The organism is Duganella radicis, from assembly GCF_009720825.1.
Taxonomy (GTDB): Bacteria; Pseudomonadota; Gammaproteobacteria; order Burkholderiales; family Burkholderiaceae_D; genus Rugamonas; species Rugamonas radicis.
In genome coordinates this window covers 162836-189355 of record NZ_WNKY01000008.1, presented here as the reverse complement: position 1 = coordinate 189355, position 26520 = coordinate 162836, and the positions used below count along the sequence as shown (strand labels likewise).

25 protein-coding genes, 1 pseudogene and 1 riboswitch are annotated in these 26520 nt (G+C 62.4%); of the genes and pseudogenes, 8 read left to right on the top strand and 18 right to left on the bottom strand.

Annotated features, from left to right (window positions below; genetic code table 11):
- From GM676_RS10540 to GM676_RS10520, 5 genes are all read right to left on the bottom strand, one after another.
- A partial coding sequence (locus GM676_RS10540; protein WP_155463486.1) for a LysM peptidoglycan-binding domain-containing protein occupies positions 1-533 on the bottom strand: 533 nt, incomplete at its 3' end.
- Positions 534-563: 30 nt separating this feature from the next.
- Positions 564-1433 (bottom strand): protein-L-isoaspartate(D-aspartate) O-methyltransferase, encoded by an 870-nt coding sequence (locus GM676_RS10535; RefSeq protein ID WP_155463485.1) that lies wholly within the window; start codon positions 1431-1433, stop codon positions 564-566.
- The gene (gene surE / locus GM676_RS10530; protein ID WP_155463484.1) at positions 1430-2167 is read right to left on the bottom strand and encodes a 5'/3'-nucleotidase SurE; all 738 of its coding nucleotides are present in this window, start codon (positions 2165-2167) and stop codon (positions 1430-1432) included. Before surE ends, GM676_RS10535 begins: the two co-directional genes overlap by 4 nt.
- Positions 2168-2237: 70 nt before the next feature.
- A complete protein-coding gene (locus GM676_RS10525; protein ID WP_155463483.1) occupies positions 2238-4202 on the bottom strand; it encodes a KGGVGR-motif variant AAA ATPase in 1965 nt (654 codons plus the stop codon).
- 9 nt (positions 4203-4211) lie between these two features.
- The gene (locus GM676_RS10520) at positions 4212-4817 is read right to left on the bottom strand and encodes a toll/interleukin-1 receptor domain-containing protein (RefSeq protein ID WP_155463482.1); all 606 of its coding nucleotides are present in this window, start codon (positions 4815-4817) and stop codon (positions 4212-4214) included.
- A 158-nt stretch (positions 4818-4975) separates the two neighbouring features.
- Between GM676_RS10520 and GM676_RS10515 the strand changes: the two are divergent.
- Positions 4976-5953 (top strand): annotated as a pseudogene (locus GM676_RS10515) (NADPH:quinone oxidoreductase family protein).
- A gap of 100 nt (positions 5954-6053) precedes the next feature.
- On the opposite strand, the gene yoaA reads toward GM676_RS10515, so the two are convergent.
- Both yoaA and GM676_RS10505 read right to left on the bottom strand, forming a co-directional pair.
- The gene (gene yoaA, locus GM676_RS10510) at positions 6054-8057 is read right to left on the bottom strand and encodes a DNA repair helicase YoaA (RefSeq protein WP_371866188.1); all 2004 of its coding nucleotides are present in this window, start codon (positions 8055-8057) and stop codon (positions 6054-6056) included.
- A 45-nt stretch (positions 8058-8102) separates the two neighbouring features.
- Positions 8103-8303 carry a YdcH family protein gene (locus GM676_RS10505; RefSeq protein ID WP_008450659.1) on the bottom strand — a complete coding sequence of 67 codons (201 nt, stop codon included), beginning with the start codon at positions 8301-8303 and terminating at the stop codon, positions 8103-8105.
- A 137-nt stretch (positions 8304-8440) separates the two neighbouring features.
- On the opposite strand from GM676_RS10505, the gene GM676_RS10500 reads away from it, so the two are divergent.
- The gene (locus tag GM676_RS10500) at positions 8441-9244 is read left to right on the top strand and encodes a PP2C family protein-serine/threonine phosphatase (protein ID WP_155463480.1); all 804 of its coding nucleotides are present in this window, start codon (positions 8441-8443) and stop codon (positions 9242-9244) included.
- Between the two features lie 37 nt (positions 9245-9281).
- On the opposite strand, the gene GM676_RS10495 is transcribed toward GM676_RS10500, so the two are convergent.
- The 7 genes from GM676_RS10495 to GM676_RS10465 form a co-directional block, all read right to left on the bottom strand.
- Positions 9282-9926 (bottom strand): hypothetical protein, encoded by a 645-nt coding sequence (locus tag GM676_RS10495; RefSeq protein WP_155463479.1) that lies wholly within the window; start codon positions 9924-9926, stop codon positions 9282-9284.
- Positions 9927-9938: 12 nt separating this feature from the next.
- Positions 9939-11036, bottom strand: coding sequence for a cell division protein ZapE (zapE, locus tag GM676_RS10490; RefSeq protein ID WP_155463478.1), 1098 nt, complete (start codon positions 11034-11036; stop codon positions 9939-9941).
- A gap of 70 nt (positions 11037-11106) precedes the next feature.
- The gene (gene lpdA / locus GM676_RS10485; RefSeq protein WP_155463477.1) at positions 11107-12537 is read right to left on the bottom strand and encodes a dihydrolipoyl dehydrogenase; all 1431 of its coding nucleotides are present in this window, start codon (positions 12535-12537) and stop codon (positions 11107-11109) included.
- Between the two features lie 3 nt (positions 12538-12540).
- The gene (locus tag GM676_RS10480; RefSeq protein WP_155463476.1) at positions 12541-12861 is read right to left on the bottom strand and encodes a PspC domain-containing protein; all 321 of its coding nucleotides are present in this window, start codon (positions 12859-12861) and stop codon (positions 12541-12543) included.
- Between the two features lie 40 nt (positions 12862-12901).
- A complete protein-coding gene (odhB, locus tag GM676_RS10475; RefSeq protein WP_155463475.1) occupies positions 12902-14152 on the bottom strand; it encodes a 2-oxoglutarate dehydrogenase complex dihydrolipoyllysine-residue succinyltransferase in 1251 nt (416 codons plus the stop codon).
- Between the two features lie 78 nt (positions 14153-14230).
- The gene (locus GM676_RS10470) at positions 14231-17086 is read right to left on the bottom strand and encodes a 2-oxoglutarate dehydrogenase E1 component (RefSeq protein ID WP_155463474.1); all 2856 of its coding nucleotides are present in this window, start codon (positions 17084-17086) and stop codon (positions 14231-14233) included.
- Between the two features lie 263 nt (positions 17087-17349).
- Entirely contained in the window at positions 17350-18255 is a 906-nt protein-coding gene (locus GM676_RS10465; protein ID WP_155463473.1) for a LysR family transcriptional regulator, read from the bottom strand.
- A gap of 104 nt (positions 18256-18359) precedes the next feature.
- On the opposite strand from GM676_RS10465, the gene GM676_RS10460 reads away from it, so the two are divergent.
- The 6 genes from GM676_RS10460 to GM676_RS10435 all read left to right on the top strand — a co-directional run bounded on the left by GM676_RS10460 (position 18360) and on the right by GM676_RS10435 (position 23271).
- Positions 18360-19205, top strand: a complete 846-nt coding sequence (locus GM676_RS10460) for an MBL fold metallo-hydrolase (RefSeq protein WP_155463472.1) — start codon at positions 18360-18362, stop codon at positions 19203-19205.
- A gap of 72 nt (positions 19206-19277) precedes the next feature.
- A complete protein-coding gene (locus GM676_RS10455) occupies positions 19278-20564 on the top strand; it encodes a leucine-rich repeat-containing protein kinase family protein (RefSeq protein WP_155463471.1) in 1287 nt (428 codons plus the stop codon).
- Between the two features lie 18 nt (positions 20565-20582).
- Entirely contained in the window at positions 20583-20957 is a 375-nt protein-coding gene (locus GM676_RS10450) for a BlaI/MecI/CopY family transcriptional regulator (RefSeq protein WP_155463470.1), read from the top strand.
- Positions 20958-21542: 585 nt separating this feature from the next.
- The gene (locus GM676_RS10445) at positions 21543-21956 is read left to right on the top strand and encodes a hypothetical protein (RefSeq protein ID WP_155463469.1); all 414 of its coding nucleotides are present in this window, start codon (positions 21543-21545) and stop codon (positions 21954-21956) included.
- A 2-nt stretch (positions 21957-21958) separates the two neighbouring features.
- Positions 21959-22738, top strand: a complete 780-nt coding sequence (locus GM676_RS10440) for a hypothetical protein (RefSeq protein ID WP_155463468.1) — start codon at positions 21959-21961, stop codon at positions 22736-22738.
- Positions 22739-22805: 67 nt separating this feature from the next.
- Positions 22806-22908, top strand: a riboswitch (SAM-I-IV-variant riboswitch).
- A gap of 39 nt (positions 22909-22947) precedes the next feature.
- Positions 22948-23271, top strand: a complete 324-nt coding sequence (locus tag GM676_RS10435; protein WP_155463467.1) for a hypothetical protein — start codon at positions 22948-22950, stop codon at positions 23269-23271.
- Here the strand turns inward: GM676_RS10435 and GM676_RS10430 are convergent.
- The 4 genes from GM676_RS10430 to GM676_RS10415 all read right to left on the bottom strand — a co-directional run bounded on the left by GM676_RS10430 (position 23268) and on the right by GM676_RS10415 (position 26519).
- Positions 23268-24044: an alpha/beta fold hydrolase gene (locus GM676_RS10430; protein WP_155463466.1), complete on the bottom strand. Its 777-nt coding sequence runs from the start codon at positions 24042-24044 to the stop codon at positions 23268-23270. The genes GM676_RS10435 and GM676_RS10430 overlap by 4 nt on opposite strands.
- Before the next feature lie 72 nt (positions 24045-24116).
- Positions 24117-25418, bottom strand: a complete 1302-nt coding sequence (gene gltA / locus GM676_RS10425) for a citrate synthase (RefSeq protein ID WP_155463465.1) — start codon at positions 25416-25418, stop codon at positions 24117-24119.
- Positions 25419-25470: 52 nt separating this feature from the next.
- Positions 25471-25752, bottom strand: coding sequence for an FAD assembly factor SdhE (locus GM676_RS10420; protein ID WP_155463464.1), 282 nt, complete (start codon positions 25750-25752; stop codon positions 25471-25473).
- Between the two features lie 56 nt (positions 25753-25808).
- A complete protein-coding gene (locus GM676_RS10415; RefSeq protein ID WP_155463463.1) occupies positions 25809-26519 on the bottom strand; it encodes a succinate dehydrogenase iron-sulfur subunit in 711 nt (236 codons plus the stop codon).
- Between the last annotated feature and the right edge of the window lies 1 nt (position 26520).

Genomic DNA, 26520 nt, shown 5'->3' with positions numbered 1-26520 from the left:
GCGGGCGCCGAGGCGGCCGGACGTGGCGCCACCGGGGCTGGCGCCGGGGCCGGCGTGGCGGCGGCCACGTCCTTGCCATTGTCGGCGCGCTGCATTTCAGCCAGATTGGCTTCGGAATACGGTTTCTTCTCGCCTTTCGGGCCGGTTTTCTTGACCACCGGGGCCGGCGGCGGCGTCTTGTCGGACGGCGGCATGATCACGGCGGCGGTTTCCACGCCATTGCTTTCCGGCGGCAGCACGCGCAGCACCTGGTCGACCTTGATGTCGTTCGGGTTGGCCAGGTTGTTCCAGGCCACCAGGTCGCGGTAATTCTGGCCGAATTCCAGCGCGATGCGGATCAGGGTGTCGCCCTTTTTCACGGTATACAGGCCGCGCTCGTCACGGGCGACCTGCGCCGTTTCGCTCGGCGTGGCCGGTTTGACGGCGGGAGGAACGGTACGGTCTACGACCGGTGCCTGGTGGGGAGTGGTACCGCAGGCGCTCAATAAAGCGAGCGCAAAGCCCATGAAGAGCAAATTGCTTTTATTCGTCATTCTCATCTTAGTGTCTAGTGGTTCGGGCGTTTATACCACGCCCGGACGCAAAGGCACGAAATGGCAGTCTTCCAGCGTCTGGCTGGCCCATTCCGTCTTGCCGATGCGGGTAATCAGTTCCAAATGCTGCGCGCGCCCCCCCACCGGCGCAACCAGGCGGCCACCGATGGCCAACTGCTCCAGCAGGGCTTGCGGCACCTCCAGCCCGGCCGCGGCCAGAATGATACCGTCAAACGGGGCCGCTTGCGGCAGCCCAAGCATACCATCTCCGTAATGCAGGCGCAGATTCGGTACCCGCAGCGGCCGCAGATTGGCCTTGGCCAGCTCGTGCAGCGGCTTGATGCGCTCGATCGAATACACTTCCTGCGCCACGCAGGCCAGCACCGCCGCCTGGTAGCCGCAGCCGGTGCCGATCTCCAGCACGCGCTTGAGCTGGCCGCCGTTGCGCATCACCTCGATCATGCGGGCGACGATGTAAGGCTGCGAGATGGTCTGGTGGTGGCCGATCGGCAACGAGGCGTCGACATAGGCTTGCGGCGCCAGTCCCTCGTCCATGAACAGGTGGCGCGGCACGCTGTCCATGGCGCCCAGCACCACTTGGTCCTTGACGCCCTGCCTGGCGATGCGCTGCACCATGGCGCGCCGCACGGCGTCCGACACCAGCGGGTTGGAGCGGGGCGCCGCGGCCGGGACCGGCTGCGACCGCTCCATCGCATAACTGTGCGACTTGGATGGCGTGGCCACCGGGCGCGGCGTCGGATACTGGGGTGGCGCGTGGCGCGCGGCGTTCTGGGTGGCGGTTTGCGGTGTCGCCACCGGTCCGAATACCGTTGCCTTTTTGGCCCCCTTGTCTACTACCGAGGACAGCGGCAAAGGAAAGGTACGGTTTTTTTCGGTCATGCCAAGGCCTTTGCCAATGCACTGAGTTGGGAAGTGTGGGTCAGATCGATTTGCAGCGGGGTGATCGACGTCTTGCCATTGGCCAAGGCATGGAAATCCGTGCCCTCGCCCGCGTCCTTGCAGGCGCCCGGCGGGCCGATCCAGTAAATATCGCGGCCGCGCGGGTCCTGGGCCTTGATCACCGGCTCCGACTGGTGGCGCCGGCCGAGCCGGGTGGCCGCCACGGCGCCAAGTTGCTCATAGGGACGATTCGGTATGTTCACGTTCCACAGGCAGGGACGCGGCAGCGATTCGTAATAGCGCTGGATCAGGTCGCGCGCGTGGCGGGCGGCATCCTCGATGTGCTCCCAGCCGTAGGCGCCCTGCGAAAAGGCGATGGACGGGATGCCGAACAGGAAACCCTCGGTGGCGGCCGCCACCGTGCCCGAGTACAGGGTGTCGTCGCCCATGTTCGGGCCGTTGTTGATGCCGGACACCACCAGATCCGGCTTGGCGTCCAGCACGGCGGTCAGCGCCACGTGCACGCAATCGCTGGGCGTGCCGTTGACAAAATAAAAACCATTGGCGGCGCGCTGCACCGACAGCGGCCGGTCCAGCGACAGGGAATTGGACGCCCCCGAACGGTTGCTGTCCGGCGCCACCACCACGATGTCGGCGATCGGCGCGAGCGCCTCGGCCAGCGCATTGATGCCGGGCGCCAGGTAGCCGTCGTCATTGCTTATCAGGATTCTCATACCGGAGATTTTACCCGAAGCAATGGCCGTACTGCGCATGGCAACGACCCGGAAAACAGATAAATTTCGATCAACGGGACGGCGTGCGCGGCGCCGACAGATGGGCGTCCAGCGCCAACAGTTCGTCGGACGAGCGCGTCCATAGTCCGTTGGCCGGCATCAGGCCATACTGGCGCGCCGGCCGCACCAGCGCGTCGCCGTAATCGTCCATGGCCGCGTTCTGGTGCAGCTCGTGCACCAGCGGCAGCCCGGCCACCGGCAGGCCCAGCTGCAACTGCACATCCATCAGCTGCTCGCGCGCCTTGCGGGTGTCCGGATGATCCGCCCCCAGCCGTCGCAACTGGCCGTGCAGCACGGCTTCCAGCAGGCTGTGGGCCGCCTCCAGCTCCTGCATGTGCAGCAACGTATGGGCCAGCGCGGCCTTGCTGCGCAGCGTATCCGCGTGCTCGGCGCCCAGCAGACGCTTGCGCACCGCCAGCACCTGCTCCTGAACACCGCGCGCGTGTTCAGTGTCGCCGCGCTGGAGCAGCAGTTCGGCGCGGACGGCGCGGGCCGACAGGGTCAGCAGATGCTCGGCGCCCAGCAGGCGCATATAGGCGTCGATCACGTCCTCTTGCAGGGCCAGCGCGTCCGCCAGATGGCCTTGCTGGCCAAGGGTCTGGGCCAGATTGCTGCGGGCGGCCAGGGTATCGACATGCTCCGGCCCCAGCTGGCGCGCGCGGGCCTCGACAATGCACTCCTCCAGGAAGCGCGCCTCCTCCAGCTTGCCCTGCTGGCGCAAGACCATGGCCAGATTGGCCTTGCTCACCAGCGTGTCGGGATGATCCTCGCCCAGACCGCGCTGGCGCAAGTTCAGACTTTCCTCGAAACAGGCCAGCGCCGGACGCAGCTTGCCTTCGCGCCGGTACAGTTCGCCCAGCTGATTGAGGTCGCGCGCCAGCGGCTGTGGCACCGCGCGCGCCATGCTGCCGCCCTCGTCCAGCGCCCGGCGCGCCTCCTCGATCGCGGCCAGCAGGTGAATCTCGCGGTTCGATTGCCATGGGAAATAACCCGGCGCCAGCCAGGCCAGCAAAGCCTCGAAGGTGCGGGTCAGCGAAAAGCGGTCGCCGCCCCGGTCCAGCCGCACCGCCACCTGCTCGCCATAGGCGAAGGTGCGGGTCTGCTGGAGCTGGACCTCGTCAAAATAGCTGTCCAGCGACACCTGCGTCATGCCGTAACACTCGCGTATCAACTCCTCGAAACTGGGCTGGTAGCCGAGGATGCGCTGGCGCTCGTCGCCGCGCCGCCATTGGGCGCGCTGGGCACTGTCGCCCATCTCTATGCGCGACGGCAAGGGATACACCAGCAGCGGCCGCTGCTCATCCTCATGGCTGCGGCGGTAGGTGGTGGCGCGCGTGACCAGCGCCTGCACCCCCTCCAGGCTCTGACGATTGGGCGTGAACACCACCACCAGCTTGCGGGGCAGCAAGGTGGTGCAGATGCCGGCGCTGTCGGTGCGGCCGGTGCGGGAATCGACCAGCACGAAACGGAAATGCCGCGCCAGCCGGTCGGCAAAGCAGCGGAACAAGGCCGGGCAGGCATTGAACAGCTCCTCCCAGTGCAACCCGGCCAGCCGCTCGCCATAACTGTCGTCAAAGCGGCCGGCGCGCATCAGGTACAACTGGCTGCCCTCGTCGACCCGGCTGACATATTGCTCCCAGCCCACCCCCGCCAGCACCTCGTGCGCCAGCGCCTCCCCTTCCAGCGGCGCGGCGCTGTGATGCAGACGCGCCAACTGCTCGCGGCAGGCCTCGAAGAACTCCAGCACGCCGGGACGCGATTCCTGATGCGATTCAGGAAAATAGTGATGCAAGCCGGGCGCCTCCAGATCCCAGTCGATCATCAGCACTGGCGTGGTGGCGTTTTGCTGGCGCGCCAGCAATACCGCTATATTAGACAGCGCCATGGTGCGGCCCGCGCCCCCCTTGTAAGAATAAAAAGTAATCACTTCGCCGCTGGTGCTGAGCGGTGGCAGGGTCAATGGATGGAGTTCCATGGCAAACCTTTATCGTGGGAAATGTGGAGGAGGAATGGCGCGCCATTCCGGCGGGATCTCCGGCAAGACGAAACGGCTACAGTCGTGCCCCGGCGGCGTGCTGCGTTTCAGACAGTGGTAATGCTCGGCAATGCGATGGACGATTTTTTCGATGTCCGGGATGAATTCGGGATTGGCTTTCAGGTCGCGGCTGGCCAGGGTGTAACGCGAAAAGTCCACGTACATGCCCGGCCCGGCGATTTGCGGCGGCAGGCCGCCGGGATGGCGCGTCAGGATGACAGGGATAATCAGATGGCTGGGCAGGCTGTACCACTGCTTGCGCTCGCGTTCGATGAGTTGCATTGCTGCAAACTCACGGCGGGTGTAACCGTGGGCCTCGTACTTCGGTGTATAAATGGCAACCATGCAGACACTCTCGCACAAGGCGCGCGCGATCTTCTCGTCCAGGTCGTCGCCGCCGCCGAGTTGCTCGCTGTCAACGAAGAGCTCGTCCTCGTTATCGAAATGGGGTTCGAGATAGCACTTCAAGGCGTCGATCAGATCGTCCTTGAATTTGCTCATATAAGTATGCTGGCCGTGGGCATAACTGAAAAAGCAGCCGTGTCGGATCGTCATCACATCCTCCCTGCGTTTAACCAACTCTAACAAGCCATAATGCAGAGACTTTGAGTTAGAACAAACGTGCGGCAGGCGGAAGTTTGCGCAAACGGCTGGTAGTTTCAGGTAAGATAAAAATATGACGACCGTTCTTTTTTATAACCAAGGAGGCCAGGATGAAAGCTGTCGTATGTGAAAGCTGGGGCGTGCCGGACACGCTAAAAGTACAAGAATTACAAGACCCACAGCCGGGACCGGGCCAGGTAGTGATTGATGTGCAAGCCGCCGGCGTCAACTTTCCGGACGTGTTAATCGTGTAAGGAAAATATCAATTCAAGCCGGAATTGCCGTTCGTGCCAGGCAGCGAAGTGGCGGGTATGATCCGCTCAGTTGCTGCCGATGTGACAACTTTCAAACCCGGCGATAAAGTCATTGCCTTCGTTCCAACCGGCGGCTTTGGGCAACAACTATTAGCTCCTGTGCAAGCTCTGATTCCCATGCCGCCGGGCATGGATTTCGACACGGCGGCAGCGATCACCCTCACCTACGGCACCTCCTACCACGCGATAGTGGACCGGGCCAAGCTAGAAAATGGTGAGAACATGCTAATTCTTGGCGCGGCTGGCGGGGTGGGACTGGCGGCCGTCGAGATAGGCAAAGCCCTGGGAGCCCGCATGATTGCTTGCGCCTCGACCGATGAGAAGCTGGAAGTGTGCCGCCAGCATGGCGCGGACGTGCTGATCAACTACAGCCAGCCGGATTGGCGCGAACGGATCAAGGCGGCGACCGGCGGCAAAGGTCCGGACGTGATTTACGACCCGGTGGGCGGGGAATATGCGGAGCCAGCGTTCCGTTCGATTGCGTGGGGCGGCCGCTACCTGGTGGTTGGCTTCGCCAACGGCGAGATCCCGAAACTGCCGCTGAATTTAGCCCTGCTCAAAGGGGCTTCGCTGGTCGGCGTATTCTGGGGCGAACACACCAAGCGTGATCCCAAAGGCAATATGGCCAATATGCGGCAGTTGCTGCAATGGTTACAGGAAGGCAAGATCAAGCCACGGATTTCCGCGCGCTACAAACTGACGGAAGCATCCCAGGCCTTAAACGACATGGCGGCGCGCAAAGTCACCGGCAAAATTATTGTATTGCCACAATGATAAAACCCGCTCCGGGGTCACGCTCCGGGGTCAGGTCCTCCATTTCAGCATGAGCTCGTGTGTGAATGGAGGACCTGACCCCGGAGTTTGAAACTAAAAGTTACTGATCGGAATTCTTGTTACGGAAGAATTCGAGGACGACTTCCTGTTCGCGGGTGCGTTTGAAGGACGGCAAACTCTGCCAGATGCGGCGGCCATAGGGCTTGGAAATCACACGCGGATCACACAGCATCAATACGCCGCGGTCTTTTTCGTCGCGGATCAACCGTCCGGCACCTTGCTTGAGATTAATAATTGCCTCGGGCAAGGTGTGGCTCATGAAGCCGTTTTTGCCCTGTTTTTCCATCACTTCGATCCGCGCCGCCAGCACCGGATCGTCCGGCGGGGCAAACGGAAGTTTGTCGATGATGACTAATGACAGTGCGTCGCCGCGCACGTCCACGCCTTCCCAGAAGCTTTGCGAACCGATCAGCACGCCATTGCCGGCTTTGCGGAACTGGTCCAGCAGTTCGGTCCGGCCTTTGTCGCCCTGCACGAACAGCGGGAATGGCAGACCGCGCTTCTCGAATTCATCCCGCAGGCGTTCGGCGGCGCGTTTGACGGCGCGTAAAGTCGTGCATAAAAGGAAAGTTTTCCCGCCCGCCGCTTCGATCACCGGCAGCGCCAGATCCAGTACCGCATCCGTGTAGCCGAAGGAATTCGGGTCCGGCAGGCCGGTCGGCACGTACAAGATGCCCTGCTCTTCGTAGTTGAACGGGCTCGGCCAAGACATCGACGGCTCGTTGCCCAAGCCCATTTGTTCGGAGAAATGGCTGAAGTCGTTTTTCACCGCCAGCGTGGCCGAGGTGAAAATCCAGCTGCGCGGCACGCCTTCGCGCTGACCGTTGAAGATGGGTGCGATCGACAGCGGCGTCTTGTGCAGCTGCAACGACGAAGCAAACGCCTCCACCCAGAACACCGCTTCCTCGCCCTTGGCGACCTTGGCTTTCGGATCGAATTTCCACGCGGCCAGCCGGCCCACCAGTTCCACGCCGCGCTGGCGGCATTGTTCCAGCGTTTCCGCCCGCTCGGCCTGCTTTTCCAGCACGGCCATCATGCCATCCAGCTCGTCTTTCAGGGTTTCCAGCGCCGGGAAGAAGTCGCTCGACGGGGCGATCTGCGGCAGCGACAGGCGCACGATGTCCTGCGGGAAGGTCAGGCGCAGATCGCGCGCGGCTTTTTCCACCACGGAAACGACCTTGCCCCAGTCGGCGCCGTCGCGCGCGTTCGACAGGCCTTCGGCCAGCACGTCGCGGCACAGTTCCAGCACCTGCGATGTCGAAAACGTATCGCCAAAGAACAAGGTGGCGGTATCCGGCAGCTGGTGCGCCTCGTCGAAGATAATCGTGTTCGCCGACGGCAGCAGTTCCGCCACGCCCGAGTCTTTCAGCGCCACGTCGGCAAAGAACAGGTGGTGATTGACCACCACCACGTCCGCCTGCTGCGCTTCCTTGCGCGCCTTCATGATGAAGCAATCCTGGTAATACTGGCATTCCGCGCCCATGCAATTGTCACGGGTGGAAGTCACCAGGTTCCAGATCAGCGCGTTTTCCGGCACGCGCGCCAGTTCGGCTTTGTCGCCGGTCTTGGTCATCTTGAGGAAACGCGAGATTTCGCGCAGGTAGCCGACGTCGTCGCGCGAGGTCATGCGGCCATTTTGCAGCGTGCGTTCCAGATGGTAGTGGCACAGATAATTCGAGCGCCCTTTCAGCAGCGCCACCGACACCGGCGCCTGCAGGGCGTTGCGCACCGCCGGGATGTCGCGCAGGAATAATTGGTCCTGCAAGTTCTTGGTCCCGGTCGAGACGATGGTCTTGCCGCCCCACAGCAGCGCCGGCACCAGGTACGCAAAGGTTTTGCCCGTGCCGGTGCCCGCCTCGGCAATCAGCGTGGTCTGGCTGGCGATGGCCGAGGCGATCGCCTTGGCCATTTCGGTCTGCGAGCGGCGCGGGCGGAAGTCGCCCACGGCCGGCCCCAACGGACCGCCAGCGCCAAACAGGCGCTCGACCTCGGAATCGTATTTGCCGGGAGGCTGTTCAGGCGTGGCGCCGATGACGGCCGGAATGGCGTCGGAAGGTGGGACGGGTTCGGTCAAAATAAATAGCGGTGCTTACGCCGGAACGTCAGGCACCAATTGCATTTTTAGCAGAGTGATATGGTCTTTCAATTGCAGCTTGCGCTTTTTGAGGCGGCGCAATTGCAGTTGATCGTGATGGCCGTCCAGCGTGAGCATGTCGATGACCGCGTCCAGATCGCGGTGTTCGACGTCGAGTTCGATCAATCGACGCTGGATATCTTGTACATCAGTCATATTTCTCAGCCAAATAGTTTCACTGGAACAACAAAAGTCTTGCACGCAAACTGGCACACGGTGCATAGTTTAATCTACGGCGGGCCTGCCGCCAACAGAATGATCGCCGACCCGCCGTTCAGGATACAGTATCGACTATGAGCGCCTATAAAATCGAAGCCGGGACCGCCCAGCATATCGGCAACCGGCCGCAGCAAAACGACCGGGTGGCGTTGTACACGGCCGCGCAAGCGCCGGGCTATGTCATGGCCGTGCTGGCCGATGGCAACAACAGTCCGATCGCCTCCGATCAGGTGCTGCTGACCGCCAAGCATTTGTTCGACGAATACCGCGTCGGCGACACCGCCAACCTGCCCCGCCTGCAAGAACTGCTGCGCAATATCGCGCAGGAGGCGCATCAGGTCATCACCATGAATCCGCTGGCCGCCACCGCCGAGCCGCAGAGCGCCCTCGCGGTGCTGGTGCTGACACCGCAGGCGCAGGCGGTCTGGGCGCATGTGGGCGACGCCCGCGTTTACCGCTTCAGCGGCGAGACTTGCGCCATGCGCACCAACGACAGCGCGTATGTCGACCACTTGATCAACCACGACAAGCTGCCGCCGGAGGCCGCAAAGAAGCACCGCGGCTCGCGCCTGCTGAGCAACACGCTGGGCAATAGTTTGAAACAGCCCTTCGTCACGGTCGGCTGGCACGAGGGCCTGCGTGCCGGTGATGCGCTGGTGTTGTGCTCGGACGGTTTGTGGCAGTTGTTCCGCCCCGAGGAGCTGGCGGCGGCGGTGCAGCGCAATACGCCACGCCAGGCGGCGGAACGCCTGATCGGCAAGGCCGGCGAGCGCGCCCAGGGCAAGGGCGATAATTGCTCGATGGCGATCATCAAGCTGGTGGCGCCGCCGCAGGAGGCGCCGGGCTACACCGTGGAGAAGATGCGGCGCGCGGTTTAAGCTGTGATTGGGTTCCGGCCTGCGCCGGAACGACGGGTCAGCGGGTGGCTGGCTGCTGCGCTTCGGCTTTTTTCTTTTCGGCTTCCGCGCGTTCGGCGGCGCGCTTGGCCTTGGCTTCGTTTTCCGCCTTCTTGCGCGCGACTTCGGCCTGGCGGCGCCCCGACTCGGCCTTCTTCTTCTCGAACGCGGCCACATTGGCCGCGCGCTGGCCGGCTTCGGCCGCCTCTTTCTGTTCCTGGCGCTTTACCTTGGCGGCATGCTCGGCCTCGCGGTCGGCCACGCGCTGGCCGGTCGGTGCCGGCGGCGCGGCTTTTTCCTCGTGCGCCGGCTTGGGCGGCTGGGCGGCGCGCAGCGCGGCTTCTTCCGCATCCTTGCGCGCGCGTTCCGCCAGATCGGCGTCGCGCCTGGCGACCGAGTCGGCACGCTTGAAGTGCTGGGCGTCGACTTCGCGCGCGCGGATGGCGGCCAGTTCCACGCGGCGCTTTTCCTTGGCCTTGTCCAGGCAGTTGTTGACGAAGAACTTGGCCGAGCATTCGCGCTCGCTGGCCGCGTATTCCTCGTGCGCGGCGGCGCGGTCCTTCGCCACTTTGACCAACGCGGCGTCGGCCTGTTCGACCGAGGTCACGTTCTGGGCCTGGGCCGCGACAGCGAATGCGCCCAGCAATGCAATCAGTGCTTTCATAATTCTGTCCGGTTACGCCAGCGAGGCGGCGGCGCCGCGCTGCTGGCGATTCATGTATTCCTGCGACTGCATCTCGACGATGCGCGACACGGTGCGGTGGAATTCGTTGGCCATGGCGCCGGTCGTGTACAGTTCTTCCGGTTCCACTTCCGCCGACATCAGCAGTTTAACGCCCTGGTCGTAGAACACGTCGATCAGCCAGGTGAAGCGGCGCGCCTCCGACGACATGGCGGCCGACATCATCGGCACTCCGGACAATATCACGGTATGGAAACGGCTGGCGATTTCCAGGTAATCGTTCTGCGAGCGCGGGCCGCCGCACAGGGTGTTGAAGTCGAACCAGATGATGGTGCCGGCGCGGCGCAGGGCGCGGATCTCGCGCGCCTCGATGCGGATCACCGGATCTTCGTCGGCGGTTTCGGCCACGCTGGCGTAGGCGTCGCGCAGCGCCTTGTCGGTGACCGCGTTGAGCGGCGTGTAGTAGGCCTCGACCTGCTCCAGCGCGCGGCCGCGGTAGTCGATGCCGGCGTCGATGTTCATCACGTCCAGCTTCTCGTACAGCAGCGCGATGGTCGGCAGGATGCGGTCGCGGTGCAGGCCGTCCGGATACAGCAGCTGCGGATCGTAGTTGGAGGTCATGATGAAGGACACGCCGTTGTCGAACAGCGCCTTCAGCAGGTTGTACATGATCATGGCGTCGGCCACATCGGAGATGTGGAATTCGTCGAAGCAGATCAGACGGTATTTCTTGGCCACGCGCTTGGCCACTTCGTCCAGCGGGTCGGCCACGCCGCGCAGCTCGTCCAGCTGGCGATGGATATCGCGCATGAATTCGTGGAAGTGCAGGCGCGTCTTGCGCACCAGCGGCACCACGGAGAAGAAGCTGTCCATCAAAAAGGACTTGCCACGACCAACGCCGCCCCACATGTACACGCCCTTCGGCACCGCCGGACGGTTGATCAGGCGCTTGAAGGTGCTGGAGCGCTGCGACTTGTACTCGACCCATTCGTCATAGCATTGCTGGAGACGGGTGATGGCGCGCTGTTGCGCCTCATCGGGTTTGTAGCCGCGCTGCGCCAGCGCGTGGTTGTAGTACTCTTGGACGTTCATCGTGTTCATTCTGCACAAACAAAAACGGCGGGCCGTAACGGCCCGCCCTGTGACTCAAGCTACATGAGTCTTAGAAGTTCAGCGTACGCTTGTCGATCGCCAGCGCGGCTTCTTTCGTCGCTTCCGACAGCGATGGGTGAGCGTGGCAGATACGCGCGATGTCTTCAGCCGAAGCCTTGAACTCCATCGCCACCACGGCTTCCGAAATCAGTTCCGAAGCCATAGGACCGATGATGTGGACGCCCAGGATTTCGTCGGTGGTCGCATCGGCCAGGAACTTGACCATGCCCGAGGTATCGCCCAGCGCGCGTGCGCGGCCGTTGGCCAGGAATGGGAAGGTGCCGGCTTTGTAAGCGACGCCGTCGGCCTTCAGTTGCTGCTCGGTGCGGCCTACCCACGCGATTTCCGGCGAGGTGTAGATCACCCAAGGGATGGTCGCGAAGTTGGTGTGGCCGTGCTGGCCGGCGATACGCTCGGCCACCGCGACACCCTCTTCTTCCGCTTTGTGCGCCAGCATCGGGCCGCGCACCACGTCGCCGATGGCCCATACGCCTGGCAGGTTGGTCTTGCAGTCGTCGTCGACGGCCACGAAGCCGCGCTCGTCCAGCGCCAGGCCTACTTTGTCGGCAGCCAGGCCGTTGGTGTTCGGGGTGCGGCCGATCGAAACGATCAGCTTGTCGAACACGGCGGTGTTGGCTTCGCCCTTGGCGTTGTCGTATTCCACGGTGACGTTGCTGTCGCCCTTGGTGACTTTGTTGATCTTGCAGCCCAGGTTGATGCTCAGGCCTTGCTTGGTGAACAGCTTGTTGGCTTCCTTGGCGATCTGTTCGTCCACGGCGCCCAGGAAGGTCGGCAGGCCTTCCAGCACGGTCACTTCCGAACCCAGGCGACGCCATACCGAACCCATTTCCAGGCCGATCACGCCGGCGCCGATCACGCCCAGCTTGGCCGGCACGTCGCCGATGGCCAGTGCGCCCTCGTTCGACAGGATCAGTTTTTCGTCGAAGTCCGCGCCTGGCAGGGCACGGGCGTTGGAGCCGGTGGCGATGATGACTTGCTTGCCGACGATGGTTTCGTTGGCAGGCGCCGACACGGTCAGCGGGTAGCCTTCGGCGGTGGCGGCGCCAGCGAAGGCGGCACGGCCGTGGAAGAAGGTCACTTTGTTTTTCTTGAACAGGAACAGGATGCCGTCGTTGTTCTGCTTCACAACGGTGTCCTTGCGCTTCAGCATTTGCGGCAGGTTCAGCGACAGGCCGGCGACGTCAATGCCGTGGTCCTTGAACGCGTGGCCGGCGTGCTCGTAGTGTTCCGACGATTGCAGCAGCGCCTTCGATGGGATGCAGCCGACGTTGGTGCAGGTGCCGCCCGGTGCGGGGCCGCCCTTTTCATTCACCCATGCGTCCACGCAAGCGACCGAGAAACCCAGCTGTGCAGCGCGGATAGCGGCGATGTAACCGCCAGGACCGGCGCCGATAACTACTACGTCAAATTGTTTACTCATTTTTTAATTTCCAATCAGTTCGTCTTCTGGAACGAAGATCCACAGCAGAATGTAGATGGCGAGGCCGAAGCCGAAGGTCAGCACAAACATCACGAACAGCAAACGCCAGATCCAGGAATCGACACCGGTGATGCGCCCCAGGCCGCCGCACACGCCGCCCAGCCAGCGGTCGGTGCGCGAGCGGCGCAGGCGCGAGATGTCGTTCGAGAGCGGCGAGGCTTCGTTGTTCAGCAGGCGGGCCTTGGCGGACGCGAACTCCTCGTCCGACAGCGCACCGGCCTGATGCAGTTCATGCAAACGCTTGATCTCTTCAGCCACGTTCATTCGTGCTCCTTAGTTAACCCCGGTTGCCCGGGGTTCCGGATTACAGGTCCAGCAGCAGACGTGCAGGATCTTCCAGCGCTTCCTTCATGGCCACCAGGCCCAGCACGGCTTCGCGGCCGTCGATGATGCGGTGGTCGTAGGACATCGCCAGGTAGTTCATCGGACGAACAACGATCTGGCCGTTTTCAACCACGGCGCGGTCTTTGGTCGCGTGCACGCCCAGGATCGCCGATTGTGGCGGGTTGATGATCGGGGTCGACAGCATCGAGCCGAAGGTGCCGCCGTTCGAGATCGAGAAGGTACCGCCGGTCAGGTCGTCCAGGGTCAGCTTGCCTTCCTTGGCCTTGGCGCCGAATTCACCGATTTTCTTCTCGATTTCAGCGATCGACATCTGGTCGGCGTTGCGCAGGATAGGCACCACCAGGCCGCGTGGCGAACCCACCGCGATACCGATGTCGAAGTAGCCGTGGTAGACGATGTCGTTGCCATCAACCGAAGCGTTCAGGATCGGGTATTTCTTCAGCGCGGCAACAGCGGCCTTGACGAAGAACGACATGAAGCCCAGCTTGACGCCGTGCTCTTTCTCGAACTTGTCTTTGTACTTGTTGCGCAGGTCCATGACCGGCGCCATGTTCACTTCGTTGAAGGTGGTCAGAATCGCGTTGGTCGATTGCGATTGCACCAGACGCTCGGCGATACGGGCGCGCAGACGGCTCATCGGCACGCGCTCTTCCGGACGGTCGCCCAGGTTGGCGGCGGCTGGCGCGGCCACTTGCGCCAGTGCTGGCTTGGCGGCTGGCGCGGCCAGCGGAGCGACGGCTGGGGTAGCCGATGCCGAAGCGGCCAGGGCGTCACCCTTGGTCACGCGGCCATCTTTGCCCGAACCGGCGACGTCGGAAGCCGACAGGCCTTTTTCCGACAGGATCTTGGCGGCGGCCGGCATGGCCACGTCGCCTTTGTTGCCGCCAGCGGCTGCGGCGGGAGCGGCGGCAGGTGCCGGAGCGGCGGCTGGCGCGGCAGCGGCCGGGGCTGCGGCAACAGCGGCGCCACCTTCGGTATCGATAATAGCGATCAATTCGTCAGCAACAACGGTGCTGCCGTCGCCCTTGATGATTTGCACCAGGGTGCCGGCGGCAGGCGCTGGCAGTTCCAGAACGACTTTGTCGGTTTCGATATCGATCAGGTTTTCGTCGCGGGCAACGCTGTCGCCGACTTTTTTATGCCAGGTCAGCATGGTTGCTTCTGCGACCGATTCCGACAGTTGAGGAACTTTGACTTCGATTTGTGCCATGAAAAAACTCCGTATATTTGTTTTTGCGGCGCCGCCCTGCGTAGCAAAGGCGGCGCTCCGTTCAATGTGTGGTTCTGATTACTTGGTCAGGATGAAACCTTTGAGCTTCGAGAAGGCGGTCTCCAGCAGCTCTTTCTGTTGAGCGTAGTGCTTGTCGTAGTAACCGACCGCTGGCGATGCCGAAGCTGGGCGGCCGGCGTACGCCAGACGTTGGCCCGACTCCATGCTCTCGAAGAGGTTGTGCTGAATCTGGAACCATGGGCCCTGATTCTGCGGTTCGTCCTGTGCCCACACCACTTCGGTCGCGGCCGAGAACTTCTTCAGTTCAGCGGCAAAGGCCTTGTGCGGGAACGGATACAGCTGCTCGATACGCACGATGGCGGTATCGGTCTGGCCACGGGTCTTGCGTGCGTTGACCAGGTCGTAGTAGACCTTGCCCGAGCAGGCGATGACGCGTTTGACTTTCTTGGCGTCGATGCTCTCGTCCACTTCACCGATCACGGTCTGGAACGCGCCTTTGGCCAGTTCGCTCAGCGGCGAACCCGCGTCCTTGTTACGCAGCAGCGATTTCGGGGTCATGATGACCAGCGGCTTGCGGAACTGGCGCACCATCTGGCGACGCAGCACGTGGAAGATCTGCGAGGCGGTGGTTGGCTGCACCACTTGCATGTTGTTGTCAGCGCACAGTTGCAGGAAGCGTTCAGGGCGAGCCGACGAGTGCTCCGGACCCTGGCCTTCGTAGCCGTGCGGCAGCAGCATGACCAGGCCGGAAGCGCGGCCCCACTTCACTTCGCCGGAGCTGATGAACTGGTCGATCACCACCTGGGCGCCGTTGACGAAGTCGCCGAACTGGGCTTCCCAGATGGTCAGGGTGTTAGGCTCGGCGGTCGAGTAGCCGTATTCGAAGCCCAGCACCGCCTCTTCCGACAGCACCGAGTCGATCACGGTGAACGGTGCCTGGCCTTCGGCGATGTTTTGCAGCGGCACGTAGGTGCCGGCGTCCCAACGCTCGCGGTTCTGGTCGTGCAGCACGGCGTGACGGTGGGTGAAGGTGCCGCGGCCGGCGTCCTGGCCGGTCAGGCGCACAGCGTAGCCCGACGATACCAGCGATGCGAAGGCCAGGTGCTCGCCCATGCCCCAGTCCAGGTTCACTTCACCGCGGCCCATGGCGGCGCGGTCAGCCAGCACTTTTTCCACCAGCGAGTGCACTTTGAAGCCTTCCGGCACGGTGGTGATGCGGCCGGCCAGGCGTTTCAGTTCGGTGGTCGGCACGGCGGTGTCGGCCGCGTCGGTCCACTTCTTGTTCAGGAACGGCAGCCAGTCAACGGCGTACTTGTTCTTGAAGTTGGAGATCACTGGATCGACGGTGTGCTTGCCGGCGTCCATGGCGTCGCGGTAAGCGGCTACCAGTTGATCGCCGCCATCGGCCGGGATCACGGTCTGGGCCGCCAGCTTGTCGGCGTACAGCTTGCGGGTACCTGGGTGCTTGCCGATTTTCTTGTACATCAGCGGCTGGGTCAGCGCCGGGGTGTCTTGCTCGTTGTGGCCCAGTTTGCGGAAGCAGATGATGTCCACCACGATGTCCTTGCCGAACTGCGTGCGGTAGTCCATGGCGATCTGCGAGGCCAGCACGGTGGCTTCCGGATCGTCGGCGTTCACGTGCAGCACTGGCGCTTCGATCATCTTGACCACGTCCGAGCAGTAGATGGTCGAACGGGCGTCGCGCGGGTCGGAGGTGGTGAAACCGATCTGGTTGTTGATCACGATGTGCACCGTGCCGCCGGTGCCGTAGCCACGGGTTTGCGCCAGATTCAGGGTTTCCATCACAACGCCCTGGCCTGCGAAAGCGGCGTCGCCGTGCACCAGAATCGGCAGCACTTGCTTGCCGGCGTGGTCGCCGCGGCGATCCATGCGGGCCTTGACCGAACCTTCAACCACCGGGTTGACGATTTCCAGGTGCGATGGGTTGAACGCCAGCGACAGGTGGACCGGACCGCCGGTGGTCGAGATGTCGGACGAGAAGCCCTGGTGGTATTTCACGTCGCCGGCCGGCAGGTCGTCGCCGTGCTTGCCTTCGAATTCTTCGAACAGGTCTTTCGGGGCTTTGCCCAGGGTGTTGACCAGCACATTCAGACGGCCGCGGTGGGCCATGCCGATCACGATCTCTTGCACGCCTTTTTCACCGGCGCGCTGAATGATCTCGTCGATCGAGGCGATGAAGGTTTCGCCGCCTTCCAGCGAGAAGCGCTTCTGGCCGACGTATTTGGTGTGGAGGTAGCGCTCCAGGCCTTCGGCCGCGGTCAGGCGCTCCAGGATGTGCTTTTTCTTTTCCGGGGTGAAGTTCGGGGTCGAGCGGATCGACTCCAGACGTTCTTGCAGCCAGCGCTTTTCGGCCGGGTCGGAGATGTACATGTACTCCGCGCCGATCGAACGGGTGTAGGTGTCGCGCAGGTAGTTCAGCAGGTCGCGCAGGGTCGCGGTTTCCGGGCCGAAGTAGGTGTTGCTGATGTTGAACACGGTGTCCATGTCCGCATCCGCGAAGCCGTAGAAGCTCGGGTCCAGTTCAGGGATGTTCGGACGTTCCTGGCGTTGCAGCGGGTCCAGGTTGGCCCAGCGGGAGCCCAGGTAACGGTAGGCTGCGACCAGCTGGGTCACGGCGACGCGCTTGCGGCCCATTTCGGCGTCGGCGGTGGCGGTAACGGTGCGCATTGGACCTGCTTTGGCGCGCTCTGCGAAAGAGGCGATGACGGAGGCGTGTGCTACGTCTGGTTTGTTGGAGCCATCGACTGCCGGTACGTGCTGCATGGCGTCGAAGTAGGCACGCCAGTTGTCTGGAACGGAACCTGGATTGTTCAGATACGCTTCGTACAGTTCTTCAACGTACGGTGCGTTCCCACCAAACAGGTAGGAGTTGGACGTATATTGTTGCATCATTCTTGCTCACCTTTCTTCGCGCTTCGCGAGGAATTAGCGGGTTAGTCTAACCTTCCGCGACACGGCCTGACCGGTTAGCGGATTGCACATCAAGTTGTGGGGAAGGGCTATTTGTTCAGTGTTACCTAAAACGGGCCATTCAGCATAGCACCGGTATTGTATCCCAACAACCATTTGTGCGGCATAAACCCGACGAATCTTTCATCATTAATGTTAACTTAAGCCGCATGAATGCTGGCCTTGTACACAATGTTTTCAGATTTTTAACGGGGCTGCGCCCCTCTTTTGGCGTGGAACCGGGTCAGCAGGAAGTCCAGCATGGCGCGCAGCGCCGGCGCCATGTGCTGGCGCGAGGCGTACACCCCGTAAATCCCCATGCGCTGCGGCGCGTATCCGGGAAGCAGCGCCACCAGCCGGCCGTCGGCGATCGGCGCGGCGGCGCTGTACAGCGGCTGCAAGGCGATGCCGCAACCCTGCTCCGCCGCTTTCAGCAGCACCAGATCCTCGTTGGCCGACAGGTTGCCGCTGACCGGCACCGACAGCGCCGCGCCATCCGGCCCGGTGAACTGCCACAGGCTTTTGCCGAAGTAGGCATAGGTCAGGCAGTTGTGGGCGGCCAGGTCCTGCGGCCGCTGCGGCGTGCCGTGCTGTCGCAGGTAGGCCGGCGCGGCGCACACCACCGAGTCGCAGTCGCCCAGCTGGCGGGCGATCAGGTTGGGCTCCAGCGCATTGGTGACGCGCAGCGCCAGGTCGATGCGCTCCTCGATCAGGTTGACGGCGCGGTTGCTCATCTGAAGATCGACGGCGGTGCGCGGATAGCGCTGGAGGAATTCACCCACCGCCGGGGCCAGCTCGGCCATCGCCAGCGATTGCGAGCAGGTGATGCGCAGCAGCCCCTGCGGCGTGTCGGCATCGGCGCCGCTGGCGACCGCCATGTCATCGGCCACTTCCAGCATGCGGCGGCAGCGCGCCAGCGTGATGTCGCCGGCGTCGGTCAAGCTCAGGCGGCGCGTGCTCCGGTGCAGCAGGCGGGCGCCGGCCCACTCTTCCATCTCGGCCAGGTAGCGCGTGACCATGGCGCGCGACATGTCCAGCGTGTCGGCGGCGGCGATCATGCTGCCGCGTTCGGCAATGGTGATGAACACACGCGCGGCGGTGATGCGATCCATGATTCGTCCGATCCAAGCAATTAATAAGCACAGATTACCGTATTTTTCTCTCGGATTGAGAAATTTAAGATGGCGTCATTCTTACTTTTCTGGAGTGACCGATCATGATCAAGCAAACCCTGCTGTCCGCCGCCCTCGCCACCACCGTTGCCGCCCAGGCCGCGCCTTTGAAGCTGGATGTGTTCAATCCCGGCGAAGCCGCCATCTTCCCAGTGGCCTCGGTCATCGTCAGCGGCGACAAGGATGCGGTGCTGATCGACGCGCAATTCTCGCGCGGCGAAGCGCTCAAGCTGGTGGACAAGATCAAAGCCACCGGCAAGCACCTGACCACCATCTACATCAGCCATGACGACCCGGACTTTTATTTCGGCCTGGATGTGATCCACGCCGCCTTCCCGGACGCGAAAATCGTCGCCACCCCGGCCGTGATCGCCGGCATCGAGCGCAAGAAAGCCGCCAAGGTCGCCTACTGGGGCCCCATCCTGAAAGACAACGCGCCGCAGGAAGTGATCGTGCCGCAACCGCTGCAAGGCAATGCCATCACGCTGGAAGGCAAGAAGCTGGAGATCAAGGATGCGCCGCGCGGCTACGTGTGGATTCCTTCGATCAAGGCGGTGGTGGGCGGCGTGGTGCTGTTCAACGACCTGCACGTGTGGATGGCCGACACCCAGACGCCGGAATCGCGCCGCCAGTGGCTGGCCACGCTGGACGGCATCGCCGCCTTGAAGCCTGCCACCGTGGTGCCTGGCCACTTCAAGCCGGGCGCGGCGCTGACCACGGAGGCGATCAGCTACACCCGCAACTACGTGACCAGCTTTGAAAATGAAACCGCCAAGGCCGCCGATTCGGCCGCGCTGATCGCCCGCATGAAAGCGCTGTACCCGAGCGCCGGCCTGCCGGGCGCTCTGGACACCAGCGCCAAGGTCGCCAAGGGCGAAATGAAGTGGTAATGCGCTGAGCGGAGGCCTCGGCCGCGGCGGCGAAGTGATACACTGCGCCGTCGTTGTTTATCGCCTCTTCCCATGCACACCCTTGAGCAGTTGCGCAGCGGCGCACTGGCAGGCATCACGCGCCTGACCTTGCGCTGCGGCCTCACCGAATTCCCGCCCGAGATCTACACGCTGGCCGACAGCCTGGAAATCCTCGACCTGTCCGGCAATGCGCTCTCGACACTGCCGGACGACTTGCCCCGGCTGCACCAGCTGCGCATCATCTTTTGCTCGGATAACCAGTTTGCGGAATTGCCTTCGGTGCTGGGCCGGTGCCCGTCGCTGACCATGCTCGGCTTCAAGGCCAACCGCGTGCGCCACGTGCCCGCCGCCGCCCTGCCCGCCGGTCTGCGCTGGCTGGTGCTGACCGATAACGACCTCGAACAACTGCCTGCCGAACTGGGCGAGCGTCCGCAACTGCAAAAGCTGATGTTGGCCGGGAACCGCCTGCGCGAGTTGCCCGCCTCCATGTCGCAGCTGCACAAGCTTGAACTGCTGCGCATCGCCAGCAACCGGCTGACCGCGCTGCCGGACTGGCTGCTAGCGCTGCCGCGCCTGACGTGGCTGGCCTACGCCGGCAATCCGCTGTGCGATCAACTGGAAGACACGCTGGTCCACACGCCCTCCGCCGCCATCAGCTGGCCGACGCTGGCGCTGCGTGAAAAACTGGGCGAAGGCGCTTCCGGCATCATCTACCGCGCCGACTGGCCGCACGACGACACGGCCGAGCCGGTGGCCGTCAAATTGTTCCGCGCCGCCATGACCAGTGACGGTTCGCCGTTGAGCGAAATGGCGGCCTGCCTGGGCGCCGGCGCGCATCCCAACCTGATTCCCATCCTTGGCCACATTGAAGATCATCCGGAAAACGCCCACGGCCTGGTGATGGAACTGATCTCCCCGGACTTCCACAACCTCGCCGGCCCGCCCAGCCTGGACAGCTGCACCCGCGACATCTACGCCGAAGACAAGCGCTTCGACCTGTCGGCGGCGCTGGCGATCGCCCGGGGCATCGCCTCGGCGGCCGCGCAGTTGCACCGCCACGGCATCATGCATGGCGACCTGTACGGCCACAACGTCCTGCACGACGACCACGGCCACACCCTGCTGGGCGACTTTGGCGCCGCCTCGTTCTACGATCCGGCCGGGCCGCATGCATCGGCCCTGCAAACACTCGAAGTGCGCGCCTTCGGCAAGCTGCTGGAAGAACTGCTAGACCGCTGCGACAGCGCCCCGCCAAGCCTGCGCCAGTTGCAAGCCGCCTGCCAGCAAGGCGGGCCGCGCTTCAACGACATCAAAGAACAGCTAGACAATCCATTCTAGATAAATTATTCTACATCCATGAGCACCTTACCGAAACCGACCGCCGCCGAACTGGAGATGCTGCGCCTGCTGTACGCGCTCGGCCCCGCGACCGCGCGGCAAGTGCACGAGGCGGCACAGGAAACGCGTCCGGACACCAGCTACGCCAACGTGCTGCGGGTACTGCAAGTGATGCACACCAAAGGCCTGCTGAAACGCGACGAAAGCCAGCGCGCCCACATCTACGCGCCGGTGCAGGAGCAGGATTCGGTCCAAACCAGCCTGTTGAAAGACCTGATCCAGAAAGCCTTCGCCGGCTCCGGCAAAGCCCTGGTGCTGGCCGCCCTGCGCGGCGGCCACGTCAGCAAAAAAGAACGCGAAGAAATCCAGGCCCTGCTGGATCAGGAAAAGTAAGCGCAGCTTCGTCATTGCCGACGGTCTTCCCCACCTCGCTTTTCGCGCGCAAGCTCCTTCGCCTTGGCCGGAAAGACATTATCCGAAATTGGCTGCGCCTATCATTGAGACACTGCCCGAGGACACGCTCCACGCCTGTCGGCGTCAAGTCGCGCGCAGGCATCTCTTAGTATGATCGCAACCTGCGGGTTGCTAATCTTGGCCAATAACTCGTCGACACTCGGCATGCCCACCAACTCAGGCACATCGTGATCGTCTAACTTAGCCTCCAAACGTTCTGCCAGACGCTCCAGCATTCGTATTAACAGCAGCTCGCTCTCAGCTGCGTTGAGGCCCGCGATGACAGGCGTCGCCCCCCAACTGAGCAAGCCCCCCGCTGGAACATTTGCCGCAGCCTCTCGCAGTTTGGCAATAGAATCCTCCGAAACACCATACTGCCGCATAAGCGGTTCAGTGGCCCAAATATCCATGACGCCCTCCCTGCTTGAAAACAGAATACGAGTTCGACTCGCGACTCAACATTAAGTTCCGTGGGGCCGCCGCAATCCAAAGCTACAATAGTGCCCTTTCATCACGCGTTTCATAATGAACAACCACCTCTCGACTTGGCCGGAACAGCCTCATCCCGTTATTGCAGTCATGCTGGCGGTGGCGATTTGCGCTGTGCCGGTCGTGCTGCCTCACTTTGATCTGGCCAACCTGCCGGTCAATTTGTTTGCCTACGTTTTCTGCTGCGTGCTGGTGTATCCGTTCGCCTCACTGTTGCGCCGTCGCGTGACCAGCTTGCCCGCGATCTGGGGCGTGGCGGCGCTGTTCCTGCTGGCGGCCTGCTTTTATCACACCAACATCATCGCCGAAACCGCCAACAGCGCCTGGCCGCAGCGGCGCGACGCCACGCTCGATAAATTCCTGTACAACCTGCCGCAACTGACCATCGGCGTGCTGTGCTGGTGGCTGCTGGTGCTGCGGCCCGATCATCGCCACCAAGGATCAAAGTAGTCATGCCGAAAAAACTACTCTCGCTCGACGATCACATTCAGGATATTTCGACATCGCGCGACCGCAGCGGCGGCGGTCGATTCCAACTGGTGCCCGCCGGCACTGAACTGGTGGGTGAGGTTGTGCTCAACAGCTGCAGCGCAGTTGCTGCGGCTTTCACTGATCAGGGTTTTCGCTGGGCGAAAAGCGGACTGCGATTTTCACGCAAAGTCGGCCCCTTCACGCACATCGTGTCATTTCAATCCGACGGCGCCAACACGTCCGGACATCACATTGCCGTTGCCATGCACGCGCAGGTGAAGTCGGCAGCCCTTGAGAAATGGCGCCTGGCGAACAACGGCGTGACGGATGGCGCCAACCTCTGGATCACGCAGGTTGGCTACTTGAACCCCACGCACGAGTATCTGAAGTGGCAACTGGTTGACCCGCAAACCCGTGCCGACGAAATCCAAAGCATGATCGGCACCGTGCGAAATCATGTCCTGCCGGCATTTGACGCTTGTTCGTCCATGGAGAAGCTGAGTGCCCGTCTTCTTGAGCGCAACGAGATCGTCAGGTTCCCTGACTGGGCACTCGACATTGCGCTCTGGGCCGGCAACGAGCAGGCGGCGAAAAGCCTTGTCAGGATCTTCCTTGAATCCAAGCCGGACCTGGCCGGCTTCTTTTATCAAGAATATGAGCGACAGCGCCAGACCCCTGCCGTTGGCATACCGGCCAACCGCTACCAGGCATTTGTGCGCCTGTGCATAGACCACGAACTGCTGATACCCGGTATGGCATGAAGCCCGCCTGTTGCGCAGTCGGAGAAATTCCGCTATATTGAACACCGGTTCGCTATAGCGGATTTTATTCAAGCATCAAGAGTCGGTTATCCGACGCCAACCTGCCTCCCCGGGCAAGGTGGATGCCTTTACGGCGATGCGGCCTTTTCACGGCAACGAAGCGGGTGCAATGGTTTGCTCCGAATCGAGCCTAGCTTTCAGGAGAAACCATGAGCACGACCAACACTGCCCCCGTTCAAGACACCAGCGCCCTGGACCACGAGTTCCGCATGACGCACACCTTCCATCTGCAACTGGGCGCCAGCGAACCTGTGGCCAGCCAGCTGGAATCGACCCTGAAAAGCGCCAACGCGCGCGTCGACAAATGGCTGATTCTGCGCCGCGGTGGCTGTTATGAGCACAGCATCACGGTCGGCGGCATCGGCGAAGCCTCGGCCCGCACCTTGCGCAAGGCGCTGGCCAGCCTGAACAGCGGTATCAAGGTCCACGTCGAACACATGCTGCACTTCGACCGCGCCGCAGCACCTCGCTAAGCCCTGCCCAGAAACGCCAGCGCTGTCGAGGTGAACGGAACCGCAGTGTCATAAATCGGCACGTGATCGCCGCCGGGAATCATCCATAACTCGGCATCGGGGATAGCGCGCTGCATATTCTGCGGAATATTGGCCGGGAAAAAGTTGTCGCGATCACCGTGCACGATCAGCGTCCGCGCCGTGATGACGGCTAAATCCGACGCGGTAAAATTCACGTCGTCGTAGTTTTCACCCAGCGCATTGAATTGCGCTATCAGCTGACGCACCTGCTCATCGCCGCGCTTGGCGCATTCGCGGTACATTTCCTGCACGGGTTGCGGCATGGTGGCAAACGATGCCCTGCGCATGATGATCCTCGCCTGCTCGGGAAAATGCGTCGTGGCGCTGATCAGCACCATGGCGTCCAGACGCGCCGGTTGGCGCGTCGCCATATGCAGCAGCGTCATGCCGCCGGAGCTCATTCCCATGGCCGAGAATCGGTCTATGCCCAGCCGGTCCAGCAACAGCCGCACATCGCCGGCGGCCTCCCGATGGGTGAACGTGTTCGCCGGGTTGGTGGAGCGGCCATGCCCGCGCAGGTCAATCAGGATCAGGCGGTAGCGCTCCGCCAACGGATCGATAAACGGATACCAGTTCTGCACACAGCCGCCAAACCCGTGAAGCAACACCAGCGGCCGTCCGGCCCCGTACTCTTCGTAGTACATCTCAATGCCGTTGATCTCAACGACATGCCCGTCGGCCCCGGACTGGCTTGGCGCGTATTGGCCCGGCATGGATATCCCCTCTCAGCGACAGACGAAAAAACGGGCCGAAGCCCGTTTTTTTTTGCTGCGTAAAACCGTGGATTAACGCTTGTCCAGCGGCGGTACGTCGCGGGTGGTGGCGCCGATGAACAGCTGGCGCGGACGGCCGATTTTCTGTTCCGGGTCGGCGATCATTTCGTTCCACTGGGCGATCCAGCCGATGGTACGCGCCATCGCGAAGATACCGGTGAACAGCGACACTGGAATGCCCAGCGCCGATTGCACGATGCCCGAGTAGAAGTCGACGTTCGGGTACAGTTTGCGCGAGACGAAGTATTCGTCGTTCAGCGCGATCTTTTCCAGTTCCATCGCCAGCTTGAACAGCGGGTCGTCTTGCAGGCCCAGTTCGTTCAGCACTTCGTAGCAGGTTTCGCGCATCAGCTTGGCGCGCGGGTCGAAGTTCTTGTACACGCGGTGACCGAAGCCCATCAGCTTCACGCCGGAGTTCTTATCTTTCACCTGAGCGATGAAGGCAGGAATGTTCTCCACCGAGCCGATTTCCTTCAGCATGGTCAGTGCCGCTTCGTTGGCGCCGCCGTGGGCAGGGCCCCACAGGCAGGCGATGCCGGCAGCGATACAGGCGAACGGGTTGGCGCCCGACGAGCCGGCCAGGCGGACGGTCGAGGTCGACGCGTTCTGCTCGTGGTCGGCGTGCAGGATCAGGATGCGGTCCAGCGCGCGCACCAGCACGTCGTTGACCTTATACTCTTCGCATGGGTTGCCGAACATCATGCGCATGAAGTTGGCCGAGTACGACAGGTCGTTGCGCGGGTACATGAACGGCTGGCCGATCGAGTACTTGTAGGCCATGGCGACCAGGGTCGGCATCTTGGCGATCAGGCGGATGGCCGAGATTTCACGCTGCTTGGCGTCGTTGATGTCCAGCGAGTCGTGGTAGAACGAGGCCAGCGCGCCAACGGTACCGACCAGCACCGACATCGGGTGCGCGTCGCGGCGGAAGCCGCGGAAGAAGAATTGCATCTGCTCGTGCACCATGGTGTGCTTGGACACGGTCTCGACGAACTCTTTCTTCTGCGCCGCGTTCGGCAGTTCGCCGTTCAGCAGCAGGTAGCACGATTCCATGAAGTCGGCGTTCACGGCCAGCTGTTCGATCGGGTAGCCGCGGTATTGCAGCTCGCCCTTGTCGCCGTCGATGTAGGTGATCGACGAGTTGCACGACGCGGTCGACATGAAGCCTGGGTCGTAGGTGAATTTGCCGGTGCCGCCGTACAGCTTGCGGATGTCGATCACGTCGGGACCAACGGTGCCTTTGTAGATCGGGAACTCGACCGCCGGGCTGCCATCGGAGAACGAGAGAGTGGCTTTGTTATCAGAGATGTTCATGGACTCTTCCTTCTTGGAGAGATGATGCAAGTAAAAGAAACTGGGGGTGCTACTAGGCCAGGCGCAACCGCTGCAACAGTGCGTGCACATGCGGCAGGTCGATCTCGCCTTCCGGCTCTTTACGGGCCAGTACCAGATCCATCAGGGCATTGTCCGACAAGTCGAGGAGCCGCGTGAGCGCGTCCACTTCGTCGTCGGTCAATTCGGTTTCATGCGCATCCAGAAAACGGGTCAGGATGATGTCGTTTTCCAGCAGACCCCGGCGGGCGCGCCAGCGCAGGCGGGCGCGGTTGGCTGGGTCGGACTGATGCGCAGATTGGTTCGATTCAGTCATAGCAGTACTACTTTACACAAAAACGGGCGGCGCTGTAGCCGCCGCCCGTGGGCGCTTTAGATCGCGCGGCGCACCATCAGCTCTTTGATCTTGCCGATCGCCTTGTTCGGGTTCAGACCCTTGGGGCAGACGTCGACGCAGTTCATGATCGAGTGGCAGCGGAACAGGCGGTATGGATCTTCCAGGTTGTCCAGACGCTGGCCGGTGGCCTCGTCGCGCGAGTCGGCGATGAAGCGGTAGGCTTGCAGCAGGCCGGCCGGGCCGACGAACTTGTCCGGATTCCACCAGAACGACGGGCACGAGGTCGAGCAGCAGGCGCACAGGATGCACTCGTACAGGCCGTCCAGCTCTTCGCGCTGTTCCGGGGTTTGCAGGCGTTCTTTTTCAGGACGGATCGAATCGTTGATCAGGTAAGGCTTGATCGAATCGTACTGCTTGAAGAACTGGGTCATGTCGACGATCAGGTCGCGGATCACCGGCAGGCCTGGCAGCGGACGCAGCACGATAGGCTCGGTCAGCTCGTTCAGGTTGGTGGTGCAGGCCAGGCCGTTCTTGCCGTTGATGTTCATCGCGTCCGAACCGCACACGCCTTCGCGGCACGAGCGGCGCAGGGCCAGCGAGTCATCGACGTCGGACTTGATGCGCTGCAGGGCGTCCAGCAGCATTTTGTCGGTGTCTTTCAGCTCGACAGTCACGTCCTGCATGTACGGCTTGGCGTCCTGGTCCGGATCGTAACGGTAAATTTTCAGTTTAAGAGTGCGTGCCATG